Source organism: Rheinheimera sp. ATLC3, assembly GCF_059429535.1.
Window position 1 is genome coordinate 3486038 of the sequence record NZ_CM182103.1, and the last position, 17886, is coordinate 3503923.

General features: G+C 49.3%; 20 protein-coding genes. 7 read left to right on the forward strand and 13 right to left on the reverse strand.

The annotated features are described in order from the left end of the window. Window positions 1-5: 5 nt before the first annotated feature. Complete coding sequence (locus AC5SV9_RS16185; protein WP_475148527.1) at window positions 6-1205, reverse strand: dipeptidase; 1200 nt, start codon at window positions 1203-1205, stop codon at window positions 6-8. Window positions 1206-1352: 147 nt separating this feature from the next. Here AC5SV9_RS16185 and AC5SV9_RS16190 point away from each other — a divergent pair, with 147 nt between their 5' ends. After that, window positions 1353-1733, forward strand: coding sequence for a cytochrome b562 (locus tag AC5SV9_RS16190; protein WP_475148528.1), 381 nt, complete (start codon window positions 1353-1355; stop codon window positions 1731-1733). A gap of 52 nt (window positions 1734-1785) precedes the next feature. On the opposite strand, the gene AC5SV9_RS16195 is transcribed toward AC5SV9_RS16190, so the two are convergent. After that, window positions 1786-2487, reverse strand: coding sequence for a YebC/PmpR family DNA-binding transcriptional regulator (locus tag AC5SV9_RS16195; protein WP_475148529.1), 702 nt, complete (start codon window positions 2485-2487; stop codon window positions 1786-1788). A 106-nt stretch (window positions 2488-2593) separates the two neighbouring features. Then, window positions 2594-3181, reverse strand: a complete 588-nt coding sequence (locus tag AC5SV9_RS16200) for an acyl carrier protein phosphodiesterase (RefSeq protein ID WP_475148530.1) — start codon at window positions 3179-3181, stop codon at window positions 2594-2596. 137 nt (window positions 3182-3318) lie between these two features. Here AC5SV9_RS16200 and AC5SV9_RS16205 point away from each other — a divergent pair, with 137 nt between their 5' ends. From AC5SV9_RS16205 to AC5SV9_RS16215, 3 genes are read left to right on the forward strand one after another with little or no spacing between them, the layout of a single operon-like run. Further along, window positions 3319-3702 (forward strand): flagellar biosynthesis anti-sigma factor FlgM, encoded by a 384-nt coding sequence (locus tag AC5SV9_RS16205; protein WP_475148533.1) that lies wholly within the window; start codon window positions 3319-3321, stop codon window positions 3700-3702. Window positions 3703-3726: 24 nt separating this feature from the next. Further along, window positions 3727-4245 carry a hypothetical protein gene (locus AC5SV9_RS16210; RefSeq protein WP_475148534.1) on the forward strand — a complete coding sequence of 173 codons (519 nt, stop codon included), beginning with the start codon at window positions 3727-3729 and terminating at the stop codon, window positions 4243-4245. Then, on the forward strand, window positions 4242-4532 hold the full coding sequence (locus AC5SV9_RS16215) for a hypothetical protein (protein ID WP_475148535.1): 291 nt from the start codon (window positions 4242-4244) through the stop codon (window positions 4530-4532). Before AC5SV9_RS16210 ends, AC5SV9_RS16215 begins: the two co-directional genes overlap by 4 nt. Here the strand turns inward: AC5SV9_RS16215 and AC5SV9_RS16220 are convergent. Together AC5SV9_RS16220 and AC5SV9_RS16225 are read right to left on the reverse strand one after the other, a co-directional pair. Then, window positions 4529-4867, reverse strand: coding sequence for an MGMT family protein (locus tag AC5SV9_RS16220; protein ID WP_475148538.1), 339 nt, complete (start codon window positions 4865-4867; stop codon window positions 4529-4531). The two genes, AC5SV9_RS16215 and AC5SV9_RS16220, sit on opposite strands and share 4 nt — an antisense overlap. Before the next feature lie 16 nt (window positions 4868-4883). Continuing rightward, the gene (locus tag AC5SV9_RS16225; protein ID WP_475148539.1) at window positions 4884-5297 is read right to left on the reverse strand and encodes a YccF domain-containing protein; all 414 of its coding nucleotides are present in this window, start codon (window positions 5295-5297) and stop codon (window positions 4884-4886) included. A gap of 153 nt (window positions 5298-5450) precedes the next feature. On the opposite strand from AC5SV9_RS16225, the gene AC5SV9_RS16230 reads away from it, so the two are divergent. Both AC5SV9_RS16230 and AC5SV9_RS16235 read left to right on the forward strand, forming a co-directional pair. After that, complete coding sequence (locus tag AC5SV9_RS16230; RefSeq protein ID WP_475148541.1) at window positions 5451-6041, forward strand: HAD family hydrolase; 591 nt, start codon at window positions 5451-5453, stop codon at window positions 6039-6041. A gap of 101 nt (window positions 6042-6142) precedes the next feature. Further along, window positions 6143-7132 (forward strand): GGDEF domain-containing protein, encoded by a 990-nt coding sequence (locus AC5SV9_RS16235; RefSeq protein ID WP_475148544.1) that lies wholly within the window; start codon window positions 6143-6145, stop codon window positions 7130-7132. Here AC5SV9_RS16235 and AC5SV9_RS16240 read toward each other — a convergent pair. The 3 genes from AC5SV9_RS16240 to AC5SV9_RS16250 all read right to left on the reverse strand — a co-directional run bounded on the left by AC5SV9_RS16240 (window position 7129) and on the right by AC5SV9_RS16250 (window position 11966). Beyond that, window positions 7129-10197 carry a transglycosylase domain-containing protein gene (locus tag AC5SV9_RS16240; RefSeq protein WP_475148545.1) on the reverse strand — a complete coding sequence of 1023 codons (3069 nt, stop codon included), beginning with the start codon at window positions 10195-10197 and terminating at the stop codon, window positions 7129-7131. The two genes, AC5SV9_RS16235 and AC5SV9_RS16240, sit on opposite strands and share 4 nt — an antisense overlap. A gap of 5 nt (window positions 10198-10202) precedes the next feature. Beyond that, entirely contained in the window at window positions 10203-11291 is a 1089-nt protein-coding gene (hemH, locus tag AC5SV9_RS16245; protein ID WP_475148548.1) for a ferrochelatase, read from the reverse strand. 186 nt (window positions 11292-11477) lie between these two features. After that, window positions 11478-11966 (reverse strand): FKBP-type peptidyl-prolyl cis-trans isomerase, encoded by a 489-nt coding sequence (locus AC5SV9_RS16250; protein WP_475148549.1) that lies wholly within the window; start codon window positions 11964-11966, stop codon window positions 11478-11480. 156 nt (window positions 11967-12122) lie between these two features. Here AC5SV9_RS16250 and AC5SV9_RS16255 point away from each other — a divergent pair, with 156 nt between their 5' ends. Continuing rightward, window positions 12123-12872 carry a substrate-binding periplasmic protein gene (locus AC5SV9_RS16255; RefSeq protein WP_475148551.1) on the forward strand — a complete coding sequence of 250 codons (750 nt, stop codon included), beginning with the start codon at window positions 12123-12125 and terminating at the stop codon, window positions 12870-12872. 16 nt (window positions 12873-12888) lie between these two features. Here the strand turns inward: AC5SV9_RS16255 and trpA are convergent, their stop codons facing one another. Genes trpA through AC5SV9_RS16280 form a run of 5 tightly spaced genes read right to left on the reverse strand, consistent with a single transcriptional unit; the run spans window position 12889 to window position 17883 of the window. Continuing rightward, window positions 12889-13689, reverse strand: coding sequence for a tryptophan synthase subunit alpha (trpA, locus tag AC5SV9_RS16260; protein WP_475148554.1), 801 nt, complete (start codon window positions 13687-13689; stop codon window positions 12889-12891). Then, window positions 13686-14876, reverse strand: coding sequence for a tryptophan synthase subunit beta (trpB, locus tag AC5SV9_RS16265; RefSeq protein ID WP_475148556.1), 1191 nt, complete (start codon window positions 14874-14876; stop codon window positions 13686-13688). Before trpB ends, trpA begins: the two co-directional genes overlap by 4 nt. After that, window positions 14869-16260, reverse strand: a complete 1392-nt coding sequence (gene trpCF, locus AC5SV9_RS16270) for a bifunctional indole-3-glycerol-phosphate synthase TrpC/phosphoribosylanthranilate isomerase TrpF (RefSeq protein ID WP_475148559.1) — start codon at window positions 16258-16260, stop codon at window positions 14869-14871. Before trpCF ends, trpB begins: the two co-directional genes overlap by 8 nt. Beyond that, the gene (trpD, locus tag AC5SV9_RS16275; RefSeq protein WP_495473523.1) at window positions 16253-17299 is read right to left on the reverse strand and encodes an anthranilate phosphoribosyltransferase; all 1047 of its coding nucleotides are present in this window, start codon (window positions 17297-17299) and stop codon (window positions 16253-16255) included. Before trpD ends, trpCF begins: the two co-directional genes overlap by 8 nt. Then, window positions 17299-17883, reverse strand: a complete 585-nt coding sequence (locus AC5SV9_RS16280) for an aminodeoxychorismate/anthranilate synthase component II (RefSeq protein WP_475148564.1) — start codon at window positions 17881-17883, stop codon at window positions 17299-17301. The genes trpD and AC5SV9_RS16280 overlap by 1 nt, the downstream gene beginning before the upstream one ends. Between the last annotated feature and the right edge of the window lie 3 nt (window positions 17884-17886).

Sequence of the window (17886 nt, forward strand, 5' to 3'; positions counted from 1 at the left end):
CATACTCAGGCTTTGTGTTTAGCGGCGTAAGCTTCTACTTCACGCCATACGCGCAGCAAATTGCCAGACAGAATCTTTTCAATATCTGCTTCGTTGTAACCGCGTTTTAGCAAGCCCTCAATCAGGTTCGGATAGCTGGCAACGTCTTTTAACCCAATTGGCAATGAGTCACCGACACCGTCGTAATCTGAACCTATGCCGACGTAGTCGATACCAACCAGTTTTACCACGTGATCGATATGATCCAGCACCGTATCTAAGGTGGCAAACGGGTAGGGGTTTTGCTTTCTAAACTGCAGCTCAAAGGCTTCGTCGTCTGCCACACCAGCCTGTTTGGCTGCGGCTTTTCGCAGGGCGCCATACTGATTCGCCATTTGTGTTACAAAAGACGAGCCGAAGTTTATCTGTACTACACCGCCATTTTTGGCCAGTGCCTTAATCATGGCATCATCCATATTGCGCTCAAAGCCGGGTGTGTAGCTGCGCAGAGACGAATGTGAGGCGATAACCGGTACTTTACTGATCTCAACTGTTTGATAAAAAGCTTGATCGGACACGTGTGAAATATCAATCATCATGCCGATGTTGTTCATTGCAACCACCAGTTCTTTGCCAAACGGGCTTAAACCGTGCCAGCGCCGGCGCAAGTCGTAGCTGGAATCAGCAATATGGTTACTCTCAGAATGTGACAAGGTGATATAGCGGATACCTCTGTCATAAAAATGCTGTAGGTTCTCCAGCTTGCCTTCTATCGGCGTGCCATTTTCCATACCTAGCGCCAGCGATATTTTACCGCTGCCAAATTGTGACATCACATCCGCCGTGCTGTGTGCCATGGCAAATTTGCCCGGTGCGCGGCCTACCAGCGCTTCCATGCTATCAATCAGTTGGTTCGCTAACTGGTAGCCGCCGCCAGTGCGCTCATAAGAAGCCGGTATATAAATCGACATAAAGGGCGCGTTTAAACCGCCCTGGCGGGCCCGCGGATAATCAAACTCACCTCGTTGTGTTGCCACACTGACATCTTCCCAGTCTTTGTGCAGGCGATACGGCACATCAATGTGCGTATCTATAATAATGTGCTGCTGCGCCAGCTGTCTGGCCTTGTCAGCGGTAACCGATGTCTGCTTTGCTGTGGTGCTGCTGCAGCCTGCTACACTGATTGCCGCTAATGTCAGGAGTAAAAGAGTCGTTTGTTGTTTCATGTTGTTGCCTCTTGCCAGTTCAGATACTTATCTCAACAGCTTTAAAACGAAACAGCAAGGTTTGTCAGACCGGTTTGCTGATTTAAGCGCCAGACATTTTCCGCTACAATACAATGCCATTTTTGACGCCATTTTTGAGAACTTATTATGCGAGCTGTCTGGTTAAGTTTATGTTTGTTTTGTGCCTGCTCCGTCACGGCTGCGGTTGATCTGGAAAAAACGATGAAAGACATGGCATTTGAATATAAACAGGCATACGAAACAAGCATTAGCAGTGAAATGATACCGCATCTGGATCGTCTTATAATGCTCACAGAACAAGCCTTGCAGGGCAATTTTGCTGCAGATAAAGCCGAATCGTTTACGCATGGCCTGCAGCAGGTTTTGACCCAACTACAACTGGCAAAAGCAGAAGCTGCGCAAAATAATGCCGACGCGGCGAAAAATCATCTACGTGAAGTGGACGCGCTGCGCAAGGACTACCATAAGCAACGAAAAGTCAGTTTCTGGCAGTTGCTGTTTGGCTGATCCAGCGATAAAAAAGCCATCCTGAAGGATGGCTTTTTGTGGAAGCAGCGGCTTAGTCTGCTAAACCGACATATACGTTTTGCACATCGTCGTCAGCGTCAATCGCATCTAAAAAGGCTTCAACCTCAGTTCGTTCAGCGTCACCCAGTGCTACCGGGTTGTTGGCACGGTATACCAGCTTGGCTGTCAGTACTTTGTAACCAAATTCTGGCAAGGCTTTAGCAACGGCGTCTAAATCGGTCGCTTCAGTTAAAAACACCACTTCGCCATCTTCGCCCTGTTCGAAATCCTGTGCACCTGCCTCGATGGCGGCTAATTCCATATCAGCGTCAGCATTGTCAGCTTCGGCTTCAATCTGGCCTAAATGTTTGAAATCCCACGACACCGCACCCGATGTTGCCAGCTGGCCTTTGCGAAATAGCTGACGAATACTCATAGCGCTGCGGTTTTTATTATCGGTCAGACATTCAACAATGACTGGTACCTGGTGTGGTGCAAAACCTTCATACACTACGGTTTCGTAGTTGGCCGGGCCGTCAAGCAAACCTGCACCCTTTTTAATGGCGCGTTCCAGCGTATCTTTCGGCATTGAGGCTTTTTTAGCTGCTTCAATGGCTGAGCGTAGCTTGGCATTCATATCCGGGTCGGCACCATTACGCGCAGCTACAGCGATTTCTTTTGCCAGCTTGGTGAAAATGCGGCCTTTGGCATTAGCTGCATCCATTTTGTGTTTGGCTTTCCATTGTGCGCCCATTGTTGCGCTCCTGTGTAGGTGACTATCAAAACAAACAGGGCGCTAGTCTAGCCAATAGCAGGCTTTTAACGCAACAACGCTTACGATAAATCTGCAGTAAACCTGCTCAGTTCTGCTCCAGTGCCAGGTGTTGTACATGTTGCTGCAATTGTGGATAAAACAGCAAAAAATCCCGCTCTAACAACGAGTAAACAGGCTCTATCTCTTTAATCACGCCACTGAATTGATTAGTGAAGCGTATGCGCTGTGCAATTCTGTCAAGCGCGTAGCCCAGTCTTGGTAACTGCTCATAGCTGGCAAACCAGTCGTTCTGATAGACATTTCGCATAGTGGCAGCCATGACTGGCGGCATCAGATGTTCCGCCGCGGCAATATCACTGTATATCTGCTGTTTAGCGGTGCTAAATGGCTGGCTGTAAAACGCTGGCCAGTGCTGAATCAAAAAATGATCAAACAGCACATCCAGCGCGATACCGGCAAAGCGGCGGCGCTGTGGTGAAAAATATGTTTTAGCGTGGCGTATCAACGGGTGATGGTCTGTAAAATGGTCCACCGCACGATGATTCGCTAAGCCCTGACACATCGCAGGCGGCAACCTCTCTATCTGCACACCTTTACAGAAGTCTCCCAGCAGGTTGCCAACCAGTGAATATGAATTAGGCTGCGACAGTGCAATATGCGCCAGATAGTTCACGATGAGTCCTTGTTAGTCTTTAAATACAATGTTTTGCTAAATATCATTTTTTTGTCAACTTTAACGAGTCATCTTTACTGGCGTTATTGTTGACCAGTACTTAGTATGGGGTTGTCAACAACTCAGATACGAGGTTAATGATGTCGATCGGTAATGTTAATAATAATAATGCAGCGCAATTGCAATTTTATGCTCAGGAAAAAAATGCATTAAGCACTAAAGCAGAACAAACAACACAGACTCCCGCTACAGCATTAGCATCTGGTAGTGATTCCGTGCAAATTAGTGACAAAGCCCGGTTGTTGCTTGCCAGAGATACGCCAGCAGCAACTCAGGGCAATGGCGAAGGTATAGAACCACCAAAGACAATTACTGGTAATGGCGAAGGTATAGAACCTCCGGTAACACTGGGAAATGGTGAGGGCATTGAACCACCAAAAACGATTACCGGCAATGGCGAAGGTATTGAACCTCCGGTAACTTTAGGTAATGGCGAAGGCATAGAGCCGCCGAAAACCTAACAGACTGATTATTGAGAGGATATTATGGGATGGGATACCGTTGAAGCATTACTGTTTGAGCTTGGAAAAAGTGTCTTCATAGCCTATTTTGTTCTGTTTGTTTTGTCCGTAGCGTTCGAGCGTAAGGTTTCATCTCTTGTTATTTCGCTGATGGTATTGGCTGTGGCAAACGGCGCTATGACGGCTTTAACTCCGCTGCTTTACCAGCTTGCCAGCTCTCCGGGCTTGGTATACAAATTCCTTTGGTACGCCGTATTTGTTTGTATTGATGGTATAGCAATTTTTCTTCTTTATAAGTTTCATGCAATGTTGCGACAGAATGTCAGTCTGATTGCTAATGTCATCGGTTTTGCATTTCTGATGCTGGCATCAATTCAGTCACTGCGGTTTGTTGATCGTTTTGTCAGTAATACTGAGTTGTTGCAGGCTGTGTATCAGTATGGCGTACCGTTGATAAACATTATGTTGGTGCCAATGATTGTCGTGTTATGGGTTGCAAACATTAAAGCTGAACACAAACCTGCCGAGGCGGTCATGGGATGAATTTATTCCTTACACTGATACTGTTGTTAATCAATGTGCTTGCAATCAAAGCATACAGAAAGCTACTGCTGTTGCGGTCGATCAGTCAGATTGAAGCAGAGGTGGAACTTGAGATGCATAGCCGTGCACATCAACTGCTGGTGCGCCGGGACCAGTTGGAGGTAGGTTTACTCAAAGATGCGGCTGATGCGGTTGATGAACAGTGGAAAGGCGACCTGGCGGAATACATGGAAGAATATGAACAGGAAGCTATGCTACGCGCCAAAAGCAGTTTAAAGCGGATTTAGTAGCTTAATTTAAACAACAACTCCGCTAAGTCGGGTTGCCAAACATCTTGTAGCTTTGCACGATAATTATTAAGTATTACGCCTTCTGCCAGTAACAGTTGGCGTTGAAGCTGAGCTGTGTCTGAACCTGGCGAAAACGCCAGGCTTCTGTCGCTTCTTAATACTCGGAACCACGGTACTTTTAGAGCAGCGGGCGCTTTGCCAAGAGCTTTACCAACTAATCTGGCTCTGCCTGGCAATCCTGCCAGGTCGGCAATTTGGCCATAGCTTGCTACTTTGCCGGCAGGTATCTGTAGTACAGTCTGCCAGATCCGCTGGTACTTGCTCTCATCCATGCTTATTCCTGACCTGTTATACAGTTTGACGCGAAATGACTGTTTTGCCAATTGGAGCCAAGGTTAATAATGCCAGCTTTAAGTGTTGTATGCCAAAGGGGATACCAATAATACTGACAAAACACACTAGGGCGTGCCCGATATGCCCAAGTGCCAGCCAGATACCAAAGCATAAAAACCAGATGATATTCCCCAGCATACCTAAGCCACCGGTACCGATATCATCATAGCGGTTAATGTAACGCCGGTTAACGGCATCCTGCCCGAATGGCCAGAACGCCATCTCTCCTATCACAAAACAGCTACGACCGAATGGAATGCCTATGATACTGACGAAGCAGATAATCCCGGCAAGCCACCACAGTACGCCCATAATAAAGCCACCCATTATAAACCACAGTATGTTGAAGATTAAGCGCAGTACACTCATGTATTATGTCCTTTATGATATAGCCTGGTAGTAAGAAGCACGGCTTGTGCCATATTTAAATTTATTTAAAATCAGCGCCTTATACTTATGGTGGTTTTATGGTAGAGGTCTATTCCACCACTCAGTGGTGAAAAACACGAAGTAGCAGGAAGAATGATGGTATTTAACGATATTAAGGCAGTGGTATTTGATTTGGACGGTACTTTGGTTGACTCGGCGTTGGATTTTGCGCTGATCTGCGACGATATTGGCTGGCCGCACGGTACACCATTACTTGAGACACTCGCTACGATTGAGCAGCTGAATGAGCGGCAGCGTATTGCTGATATTATTTGCCGTCATGAAATGCACGGCGCGCAAATGGCCAGCTGGATGCCGGGCGCCCGGCAATGCCTTGAGCAGTTAAGTGAGGTCGGTATACCGCTGGCTATTTTGACACGTAATATGCGTGCAGCAACCCAATTGACGGTATCGAGGCTACAGATCCCGATACAGCACATTGTTACCCGGGAAGATTGTGCTGCAAAACCTGACCCGGAGGGGTTACTACGTATTGCTGCACAATTACAACTGGATGTCAGCGAAATGATTTACGTTGGCGATTACCTGTTTGATTTACAAACAGCTGCCAATGCCGGTATGCGGTCTTGTCTGTATCTTAATGAACATAATCGCCATTTTGCGCCGCAGGCCAGCTGGTCATTTTGCCATTTTGATGAACTGAGCAGAATGTTAGTCCGGTGACGTGACAATGCGCCGCCAATTGCCGACTTTGCTTTAGGGTTAGTTTATAGCTAGGATGCTTCTATATTAATAAGAATAAAATGCCTGTCGGGGATAGCTAAGTGTTAGAGCGGCTAAAAAACGATTTCTATCTGGCAATGTTGACACTGGTTGGCTGTATCATCGTGATTTGTGTAACCCCTTATGGGATATACAGGTTATACAGTGGCAATTACATTGTTGGTGCATCCGATCTGTTTATGGTGTTGTGCGCTATAGCGGCAACCCGCATGGCTTGGCGCAGTGGCGATACGGTAAAACCTGGCTTATTTATGGCTCTGGTGTTTTGTGCCGGCGCTTTGCTGGTATGTATTAACCTCGGTGTTGACGGCTTATTCTGGGTGTATCCTTTTTTAGTTTTTATTTTCTTTCTGGTTGCACCAATCCGTGCTTTTGTATTACTGGCACTGATGCTGGGTTCATTGTTTGCTATTGCTAATTTGTATCCACAGCTTATTTTTGCCAGTCGGTTTCAGATGCTGGCGTTTTTTGTTACCACCAGCATTACCAGCTTATTTGCATTTATATTTGCTTATCGCGCCCAGTTGCAACGCCGTGAACTGCAGCGTTTAGCAACGACTGACAGCCTGACTGGTGCCGGCAACCGGCGTACACTCAATGATCAGTTGGCGGTAGCTATTTCGGAGTTTGCCCGCCTGTCGCGGCAATACGGTTTGATTCTGTTGGATTTAGACCATTTTAAGCAGATTAACGATAACTACGGCCATAAGGTAGGTGATCAGATCCTGATTGAGCTGGTACCGGTATTGCAATCTATGTTGCGTCAGAGCGATCAGGTATTCCGTTTCGGCGGGGAGGAGTTTGTGGTGTTGGTTGCCGATATTAAGCAGGCAGATATAGAGCGCCTGGCTGAGAAGCTACGGGCTGGCGTACAGCGCAAAATAATACTGCCTGACGGCGCACAAATTACCACCTCTATCGGCGTCGCCATGCAAAAAGCTGATGAAAGCTGGGAAGCCTGGTTACACCGCGCTGATCTTGCGTTATATGAGGCGAAACATCAGGGGCGTAACCGGGTCGTCACAGCTTAATGGCACCAGTTGCCATTATCGAGATAGGGCTGCAATACCGGGGCTAAACTGTTCATTACCTGCAGTGGCAATGCTGAGGTAAAACTGAACTGTTCAGCCTCTGCATCCGGTACGTAAGCTGTTAGCACACCAAAATGTTGATACCCCAGATAAAAGGCAAAGGTTGCGGTACGGTTCAGGGCTTTTGAGCTGATATGCTGCCCTTTGGCATTTAACTGGACCAGGCGGTTATCCCCGGTGCCGGTTTTACCACCTATGATGACATTCGCGCTGTTATAGGCCGTATGTAACCGTCTGCCGGTACCTACTGATACAACCTGCTGCAGCGCTGAACGCACTGCTGCGGCAACTTCAGGTTCCAGCACTTGCTGCGCTTGCGGTGACGGCCGGTCAAAATGGGTTTCATAAGGCGTGCCTGAAGCAAACGCCAGCTTTTCTACGCGAAACACCGGCAAACGTTTACCGTCGTTGATAATAATGCCGATAAGCTCCGCCAGCGCTGCCGGCCTGTCGCCGGAACTGCCAAGGGCTGTCGCCAATGATGGCACCAGATAATCAAACGGATAACCCAATCGTTGCCAGCGCTGGTGTAAATCCCAGAAGGCTTCTATCTCCAGCATGTTGCGGATACGGTTATCGCGGGCACTGCGAAAACGGGTTTTAAACAGCCACTGGTATACTTCCTGTCGTACATCAGCGCTGTCGGTAATCGCCTGTTGTAAATTAGCCTGTGGATACTGCTGCAGGTATGCAAGCAGCCATAATTCTAACGGGTGGCTGCGTGACAGGTAAGCGCGGTCTGGCAGGTTAAATGCACCCGGCTGATATTTGTCATACAGTTTTAGGCTGTCGGCTTCAGTGACCTCATTGCCAAATTGTGCTCTAAGCGCGGCATCCAGTTTAGCCGGCGTGCTGGCAGAGTTGATATAAAGATAGGCAACTGCGAGGCGCTCTGGTGTTTGCCGGCTGCTGCCAACATAGAGTTGCATACGTTGCTCTGCCGTACTGTCTTTGTATTTCTGCCAAAAGCGGCGGATAAAAGTCGTGCCTTCGCGATCAGCAAAACGGCGCAAATATTGATCACGACGCGGGTTATCGTCATCGGCCAGCAATTGGTAACTGCTGTTTTCACCATGATAAATACTGTAATTGACGATGTCCTGCAACAATCTGACAAAGGGCAGGTTAATCGATTGCTGCAGCGCTTCAGCAATAGACGGCGTCATATTGTTTTCTTCTTTACGGAAATTGTTAAAGGTGTGCAGACCACCGCCAGTATAGAAACTTTCTTTTGGATCGGCGCTGTACCGGCGCTCCAGCGCCGCCTGTAACAAAGCATCAAGCCTGGTATTAGGGTGCTCGGTCAGATAACTGATCACCCAACCGGTCAGATGATCCTGTGGTGCTATATTCACAAACTGCAGGGTGTCGGTATCTTCTTCAGCGTACAGCCGGTGCAGTTCAGCAATAATTTCCAGGTAAGTGACCAGCACCCGGAGCTTGGCGGTGGAGCCCAACTCCAGTTTACTGGCGTCATTCATATCAAAAGGCTGGTCAGTATTGTCGGTTTGCACCCGCACCTTGTTGCCGCTATCTGTACGCTGATACAGCGTAAAGCTGTACTTTACCTTACCTTGCTGGCCGCTTTGCAGCAACCGGTCGGCAAACAAGCCGGCTTTTTCTGCTTCATCATAGCGACTGAGGGCCCGTAAATGCTGGCTGATATCCTGTTGCAGCTGCAGGTGCAGGGTAGTTTGGACCGTCATGTCAAGCCTATCCAACTGATACAGGCTTTGCTCCAGTAACTGACTGACACGGTTTCGCACCATGGTACTGGCTTTGAAGTCTTCACCAGATTGTGCTGCAGGCGCGGCTTTGCCATTAAACTGCAGCGGTTGCTGCATAGCTTTGGCTGCCAGCGCTGAGGGCACTACACCCTGTTGTTGCATCAGGCTCAGATGGCGGTTACTTAGCTGCTCCAGTTCATTTCTGCCTTGTAGCAGATAATACGATGGCCGTCGCTGGGCAATGATTAACGCCATAATCTGTTTTAAAGCCAGTCCTTGTTGTTCAGTGTACGGTGGGCCTTGTTGTAACAGCTGGCTTACGTTTAGTGGCTCTGCGCCAAACCAGGCATATAAACCCTCCGCCATGCCGTTCACTTCACCATAAGCAGGCGTAGCGGCAAGCGGCACGGTATTTATATAATCGAGCACTATTCTCTGTCTGGCCATGCTGGTATCAGGGCTTTGCTGATACGCTCTGACACTGGCTGACACCAGCTGGCGGAATTTGTCAGCAACATCAGAGGTAAACCCCTGCGGGCTGTGGCGATACTTTTCCAGTTGCGTTGCCAGTGTACTCCCGCCGGCGGCTGCGGCTGGAATGCCGGCTGCTCGTTGCAGTTGTGACCAGACAGCGGCGCCTAAACGCGGCAGATTCAGTACCGGGTTGGCCTGCACGTGCTCAGGTGTCAGTAAGGTTCTGTCTTCGACAAATAGCAGGCTTTGGATAATCAGTGGCGCTACTTTCGTTAAATCATCAAACTGCATGGCAGGTGCCTGATGACTATACAGGGTTTGTTGCTGGCAGCTGTTTACCCACAGGCCGGCACTTTGTTTCTCAGTATAAGGTGGGTAAAAACCCAGCCCGGTGTACTGCATTAGGGCTGGAGAAAATTCGCTTTGTGCTGTCAGACGAAAGCCTGATTGCTGCAGCTTTTCAATCCACACCGGCAAACGGCTATAGCCAAAACGCTGATCAAAGGGGCCTGCTGCGGGGTAGCGGATCTGTTCAGAAGCGGAATTTTTTACCTGATAGGTGAGTTTATTGCTGTACCAGTGCCAGAATGCCGATTGATAAAAATGGTTGCGGCTTTCCTGATAAATAACCAGCGCCAGCACAATAAAAAGAATCAACAGCAGCCAGGGTAAGTAACGTACCGCCGGCTGTTCCGGTGCGACATAAGGCGGCTCCCGGACATTGTCAAATGCCATACGCTGCAACATAGGTTTGGCGTGCAGCGTGGGTTCAGTTCTCGGCTTTTGATTCTGCGATACACTCATACCCGCTAGGTTTGCTCCCGCATTTTCTGTTTTAACGCTTCTGCATACAGAGCCTTGTCATTTGCACTGGTAAAATGCCAGCCGTGCAGATTGTCATAAATTAGCTGACACAGTGCAGCAATATGCCCAGGTTCTGCATTCAGTGCGCTGATGTATTCATAGCGTTGCCCGCCGGCATGCAAGAAGTACTCTTTGTTTTCCTCACCAATTTCTTCAATGGTTTCCAGACAATCTGCCGAGAAACCCGGGCAAAATACCTGCACACTGCTGATGCCCTGGGCGGGCAGTGATTTTAACGTGGCATCGGTATATGGTTTTAACCATTCTTCGCGGCCAAAGCGAGACTGAAAAGTAGTGATGTACTGGTTTTCATTAAGCCCCAGCTCTGTGGCAATTAAACGTGAGGTTTTGTAGCACTCACAGTGGTACGGGTCGCCGTTTAGCAGATAGCGTTTGGGGATGCCGTGATAAGACAAAATAAGTTTTTCTGCCTGACCATGCGTGTGCCAGTGCTGGCGAATTTTATCGGCCGCGGCCTTAATAAAAGGCGGGTAGTCGGGGTAGTGCGAAACAAAGCGCAGGTCAGGCAGCCAGCGCCTTTGCATAAAATTGCGTGCCAGCTCATCAAAGCTGGATGCTGACGTTGATGCTGAATATTGCGGATATAGCGGCAGCACTAATAGCTTGCGCACACCTTGGGCAAACATCTTGTCCAGTACACTATCAAAACCGGGATTGCCGTAGCGCATAGCGAACTCAACAACGATGTCGCCGCGGCCATCTGACGCTAGCTGTGCTGCGATGGCATCGCGCTGTGCCTGAGTGTGAAATAACAGTGGCGAGCCTTGCTCGGTAAATACTGTGGCATAGGCTTTAGCAGAGCGGCGGGGCCTGAACTGCAAAATCACACCATTGAGAATAACCCACCATAGCAGGCGGGGAAACTCAACCACGCGCGGGTCAGATAAAAACTGCTTTAAATAGCGTTTTAATGCCTTCGGTGTAGGCTCGTCCGGGGTACCAAGGTTGGTAAGCAAAATACCTATTTTATCTTGTTGCTGGTGATTGAAGTCGCGGGTATTGATATAGCGCATAACAGGGCGGCTGCTCTTTTTATTAAAAAGGAACTGACAGTACGGCAGTAACACGTTATCAGTTTACCTGATCTAAGGCCTGAGCCGATCTTAGCAGTTTATAAGGCACATACGTAAGGAGGGTTGAAAAATTAATCTTGCTACCAGCAGATGAAAAGGCCGCTACGCAGCGGCCTGGTACCCTGATTAATGGTGATGATGACCACCTTCACCATGTGCGTGGCCATGAGCAATTTCTTCATCCGTTGCTTCGCGTACCGATAAAATGTCGATAGCAAATTGCAACGTTTTGCCCGCCAGAGGGTGGTTGGTGTCAACGTCGGCTTTAAACATGCCCACTTTAACGATAGTCACCTGACGTTGTCCATGCTCGGTTTGCACGACTGCGGTCATGCCCGGTTGCCATTTTTTTGCGCCCAGCAGATGTTTTACCTGAATGCTCTGAATCGCATTTTCGTCGCGCTCACCATAAGCCTCTGCTGGCGTTAACGTGACATCCAGCTTGTCACCGATGGTTTTGCCACTCAGTTTCTGCTCCAGCGCCGGCAGCATTTGCTGATGACCATGCAGATACAGCAGAGGGTGGCTGCCCTGTGAACTTTCGATTTGCTCGCCACTATTGGCATCACTTAAGGTGTAATGAAACTGCACTACGCTGTTGTCACTGATTTGCATAATAAATTAAATCCGGTTGGCATAAAGCCGTTATTATCCTGTGTCGCAGCCGAAAAATCGACTGTTTTCCGTCAAGTCTCCAATCTGTTGGTTGGCGTATTGTTAATTGCTCACTACACTGCTTAGTGACAGAGCATTTTGTATTAGCAGGTAGTTATGCGAACACAGATAGCAGCCGTAGTTAGCATAGTGATGTTGATTTATACAACAACGCTAACAGCTCAGACGCAGTTTATTATTGGTACCGAGGATATCAACTTTTACCCGCATTACAATTTTACCCGTGCTGACAGCACAGGCTTTGCCAATGACGTGCTGCAGTTATTTGCCCGTGAATACGGATACCATTTTAGTTTTCAGCCGTTGCCGGTAAAGCGCCTGTACCATGAGCTGGATAATCTGGTGGATTTTATTTATCCGGATAATCCCAGGTGGGCAAAGTTTCAGGGCTCGCAGGCAAATCGTACTTTTAGTGAGCCGCTGATTTATAACCTGGGCACGACCTTGGTCTTGCCGGTAAACAAAAATATCCACTTGCAGCATTTTCGTACCTTAGCAGTCATACACGGTTTTACCCCAACGGCCTGGTTAAATTTACGCAATCAGTATCGGTTCAAACTATACGAAGTACCTAATGCTATATCGGCGGTAAATCTGGTGCTAAAAGGGGAGTTGCAAGGTGCAGATGTTGAATACAATGTAGCGCAGCATATTCTACGGACACAACAGCAAGAAGGTGCCTTAGTGGTGGCAGAACAGCTACCGGTCACACGGATCAGTTTCCATTTATCTACCATTCGCCACCCGCAGGTGATACAGCAATTTAATCGATTTTTACTTAGCCATCAGGCTGATATTGCGGCGCTGAAGCATAAATATCAGCTGACAGACAGCCTGCCGCAGTAGCAGGCTGTCTGTTTGGTTATGTTGCCGCCTTCATGCTGCTGACAAATTGTGTTAACTGCGCCAGTAAATGTTCAGGCTGATGCTGGTGCTGCTCGATAAGCTTAACAATTGCTGAGCCCGAGATAGCTCCGGCGGCGCCACTGGCCAGTGCTTCTTTAACATGCGCTGGTGTCGAGATGCCAAAGCCCAGTAAAGGCGGCGCCGGGTTGTAGCTGCGAATGCGGCTTATCAACTCAGAAGTGGGCATAGCCGCGGCAGTTTCGGTGCCCGTTACACCGGCACGGCTGAGCAGATAGGTATAGCCACGGCCGTATGATGCTATCTGGCGTAAGTCCTCATCATCTACATTTGGTGGCACGATAAAAATCGGCGCTATGTCGTGCTTTATAGCGCTTTGCCGAAATGGCTTGCTTTCATGCAGCGGCACATCGGCAATTAATACTGAATCGACACCGGCTGCTGCTGCCCTGGCATAAAAGTTATCGACACCGCGCGCCATCACCAGGTTTGAATACAGCAGCAAACCAATAGGAATAGTGGCATGGTATGAGCGTATTCGGGCGATAATGTCAAAGCTGATGTCAGGGGTGACGCCAGCGGCTAAGGCGCGGATATTGGCGCCCTGAATAGTCGGGCCGTCGGCAATAGGGTCTGAAAACGGTATACCCAATTCCAGCGCATCGGCACCGGCATCAATTAACGTTTTAATGATCTTAAATGACAGCTCTGCAGTCGGATCGCCGATAGTGACAAAAGGCACAAAAGCCCCACGGTTTTGCTGCTGCAGGCGGGTAAACATCTGTTGATAACGTTTCATAGTGTCGCTCCTGCTAATACGCTGTGCACATGGGCTAAATCTTTGTCGCCACGGCCAGATAAATTCACCAGCAGTACAGTAGGTTCGGTTGCCTGTTCTGCCATTTTTAATGCATGAGCCAGCGCATGGGAGCTTTCCAGCGCCGGAATAATACCTTCGCTTTTTGCCAGTTGCTGAAACGCGGCTAACGCTTCATCATCGTTTATTGCCACATAGCTGGCGCGGCCGGTTTGTTGCAGATGGGTATGTTGCGGGCCTACGGCCGGATAATCGAGGCCGGCAGAGATAGAGTAAGACTCTTCAATCTGGCCATCAGTGGTTTGCATAATAGCGGTATAGGCGCCATGTAATATGCCATAACTGCCGGTAGACAGCGCTGCACCATGCTGAAGAGTATCGATGCCTTTACCGCCGGGTTCTACGCCGATCAGTTTTACGCCCGGCTCTTCAATAAAGTCAGCGAACATGCCAATAGCATTGGAGCCGCCACCAACACAGGCAATAACAGCGTCGGGCAGTTTGCCTTCGGCTTTTAGCAACTGTTGCTTGGCTTCTTCACCTATCATTTTCTGAAAGTCACGTACTATGGTTGGGAAAGGGTGGGGCCCCGCAGCAGTGCCGAGCATATAGTGCGTACTGTCGTAACTGGCAGACCAGTCGCGCATTGCTTCATTGACTGCATCTTTTAACGTGCCGCTGCCGCTGGTAACAGGTATAACGGTAGCGCCCATCAGCTTCATCCGAAATACATTTGGCTGCTGGCGCTCGATATCTTTGGCTCCCATATAAATACGGCACTTTAACCCGAGCAAAGCGCAGGCTAACGCCGTTGCAACGCCATGCTGGCCGGCACCGGTTTCGGCTATCACTTCCTGCTTGCCCATACGTTTAGTCAGCAGTGCCTGCCCCAGCACCTGATTGGTTTTATGCGCACCACCATGCAGTAAATCTTCCCGTTTTAAGTAAATTTTAACTTTCGGGTTAGGCGAAATATTACGGCACAATGTTAAAGGGGTTGGCCTGCCGGCGTATTCTGTCAACAGTTGCTGAAATTCGGCATGAAAAGCCGGATCGGCCAGTGCATCAACATAAGCCTGCTCCAGCTGTTTCAGTGCCGGTACCAGTAATTGCGGTACAAACATACCGCCGTACTGGCCAAAGTAAGGGTTAAGTTTTAGCTCACTCATAATGAAATTCCCGGATTTTGGTAAATGCTGACTGGATTTTTACTGCATCTTTGCAGCCTGGTGCGCTTTCCAGCCCTGAATTAAAATCTAGCCCGGCTACGGGCAGCGTTAATGCTGTGCTGCAGTTGTCGGGGCTTAGGCCGCCAGCCAGCATCAGCGGCAAGGCGGAGGATTGTTGTGTCAGTATTTGCCAGTCAAAGCTGATACCGCTGCCACCATGTTGCTTTGGATGAAAAGCATCAAGCAAGATACGATCTGCAAGCGGGGTAAACTCCGGCAAGGCATCCTTTACCCGGTAGGCTTTCCAAATCTGACAGCTGGCATCGAGCATCTTACGCAGCTTTTGCAGGTAGCTATCGTCTTCCTCGCCATGCAGTTGCACTGCGCTTAGTTTCAGCTGCTTAGCCAGCTGAGCTACCAGCTCGATATCGGCATTAACAAAAACACCAACGTATTGCAGTGGCGCAGCTTGCTGCACTATTCCGGCTTGCTCTGGCGTAATATAACGCGGTGATGCCGGGTGAAAAATCAAGCCGCCGTAATACGCCCCGGCGGAATGTGCGGCTTCAGCGTCCTGTGGCCGGGTTAAGCCGCAGACCTTGTGCTCACCCAACACCAGTTTGCGGGTTGCAAGTGCCAGGTTGGCTTCAGCCATCAGTGAGCTGCCGACTAAAAAAGCATCGGCTACCCGGGCTAAATGCCGCACTTGCTGGTTAGTGTAAATGCCAGACTCTGATACAACAGTGCTGTCTTTTGGGATCAATTTAGCAAGCTGGAAACTGGTCGCTAAGTTGGTGCTCAGATCGCGCAGATCGCGATTATTAATACCAATAAGCTCGGCATCCAACGCCACCGCCCGCCGTGTTTCTTCTTCGTTACTGACTTCTGTCAGCACTGTCATATTCAGCTGTTGTGCAATAGCCGACAGCTCACGGTACTGGGCGTCATCTAACACCGACAACATCAGTAACACTGCATCTGCGCCACAGTGGCGGCCTAAATAAATTTGATAGCTGTCAATGATAAAGTCTTTATGCAGCAGAGGCTTGGCAGTCAGACTACGCATGGTTCGCAGATAGTCGTAACTGCCCTGAAAGAATTTTTCATCGGTTAATACTGAAATGCAATCGGCATAGCGGTTATATACTTGCGCCAGTTCTTGCAGATTAAAATCAGCGCGGATCAGCCCTTTGGATGGCGAGGCTTTTTTACACTCTAATATAAAGCGTGGTCCACTTTGTTTCAGCGCGGCCAGAAAATCATGCTGGCTTGGCAGCACCCCGCCCGCGAAGCTCTCAAGCGGTAACTGCTGTTTTAACTTTGCGACTTCATCACGTTTATGGGCAACGATTTTTGCCAACACGTTTGGCATTTGCTCAGCCATGTTGGGCCTCCTTCGCGGGTGACTGACTCAGTGCGATAAACTGGCTAAGGGTGTTGTAAGCCCGGCCGGATTGCAGCAGCTCCAGTACTGCGCGGGTATTCACTTTTAGATCATCACCCAAGCCGGCAATTTTCAGCATCGTCGCCACATTGATTGCCACTGCAGCATTGTGCGCGGCCTGGCCTTGGCCTTGCAATATCGCCCGGGTTGCTGCGGCATTTTCGCCAGGTTCACCGCCGGCCAGTGCACTTAAAGGCATTAAGCTTACGCCAAAGTCGTCCGGTGTCAGGCTAAACTCGGTGATATCGCCATCTTTTAGTTCACAGACATAAGTTGTGCCGTGCAGTGCAACCTCATCACAGCCACTGCCATGCACTACCCAGGCGCGTGTCAGGCCAAGCTGCTTTAATGCCTGTGCCATTACGCGGCACAACTTAGGATCATATACGCCGAGTAACTGATAGTCAGGTGCTGCAGGGTTAACCAGTGGCCCAAGCAGGTTAAACAGCGTCCGGCTTTTTAGCGTATTGCGCACCGGCATCGCATGCTTTATACCAGCATGGTACAAAGGCGCAAACAGAAAACTACAGTTACTCTGCTGTAACGTATCTGCGGCTTGCTGCGCCGACAGCTGAATGTTGACACCCAGTTGTTCCAGTAAATCGGCAGAGCCGGAGCGTGACGATACACTGCGGTTACCATGTTTAACGACTTTTAAACCCATGGCCGCGCCTACGATGGCAGCAGTGCTGGAAATATTAATGGTATTGCTGCCGTCGCCACCGGTGCCACAGCAATCAATACTGCCACTGATACGGGCAGGGAAAGGTGCTGCTGCTGCGCGTAAGGCACTGGCTGCACCGGCTATTTCGTCAGCTGTTTCGCCACGCATCTTTAGCGCGACCAGTAAAGCTGTCAGCAGTACAGGGTCAACATTACCCGCGACCACGGCAGAGAAAAACTGTTCAGCCTGCTCAAAACTAAGCGTCTGGCCGCTAAGGCTATGCTGGACTGTTGCTAAAATCTTGTCTGTCATCATTAGCCCCGTAATAAATAATCAATGCTTTGTTTCAGCAGCGGTTTGCCAAGCGTCGTCAGGATCGACTCCGGGTGAAACTGAAAACCCAGCATACGTTTTTCTTCATTAATAACGGCCATTGGGATATGGCGATCATTGGCCAGCAGCGTCAGCGCATTTGGCATCTCAGTCGCCATCAGTGAATGGTAGCGAGCCACCGGAAAGGGGTTGGGCAGGCCATTAAATAACGGATGCGTGGTTAGCGTAATCGCCGCTGTTTTACCATGCACCGTTTCACCGGCCCGGCCGACAACACCGCCAAAGTGTTCGACAATAGCCTGGTGGCCAAGACAAATACCCAGCACCGGAAATTTTGCTTCGCACAGCAACAACAGTGCGGGCATTGAGCCGGCATCAGCAGGGCTACCGGGGCCTGGCGATAACACCAGCAATACCGGCGAGGTTTCGGCGCACATCTGCTGAAAAATGTAGTTCGCCGGCACCGTATTGCGATACAGCCTGGTTTCATAACCTAGTTGGGCAAATTCATCAACCAGGTTGTAGGTAAAGGAGTCGATATTATCAAGCAAATAAATGATAGCCATAAC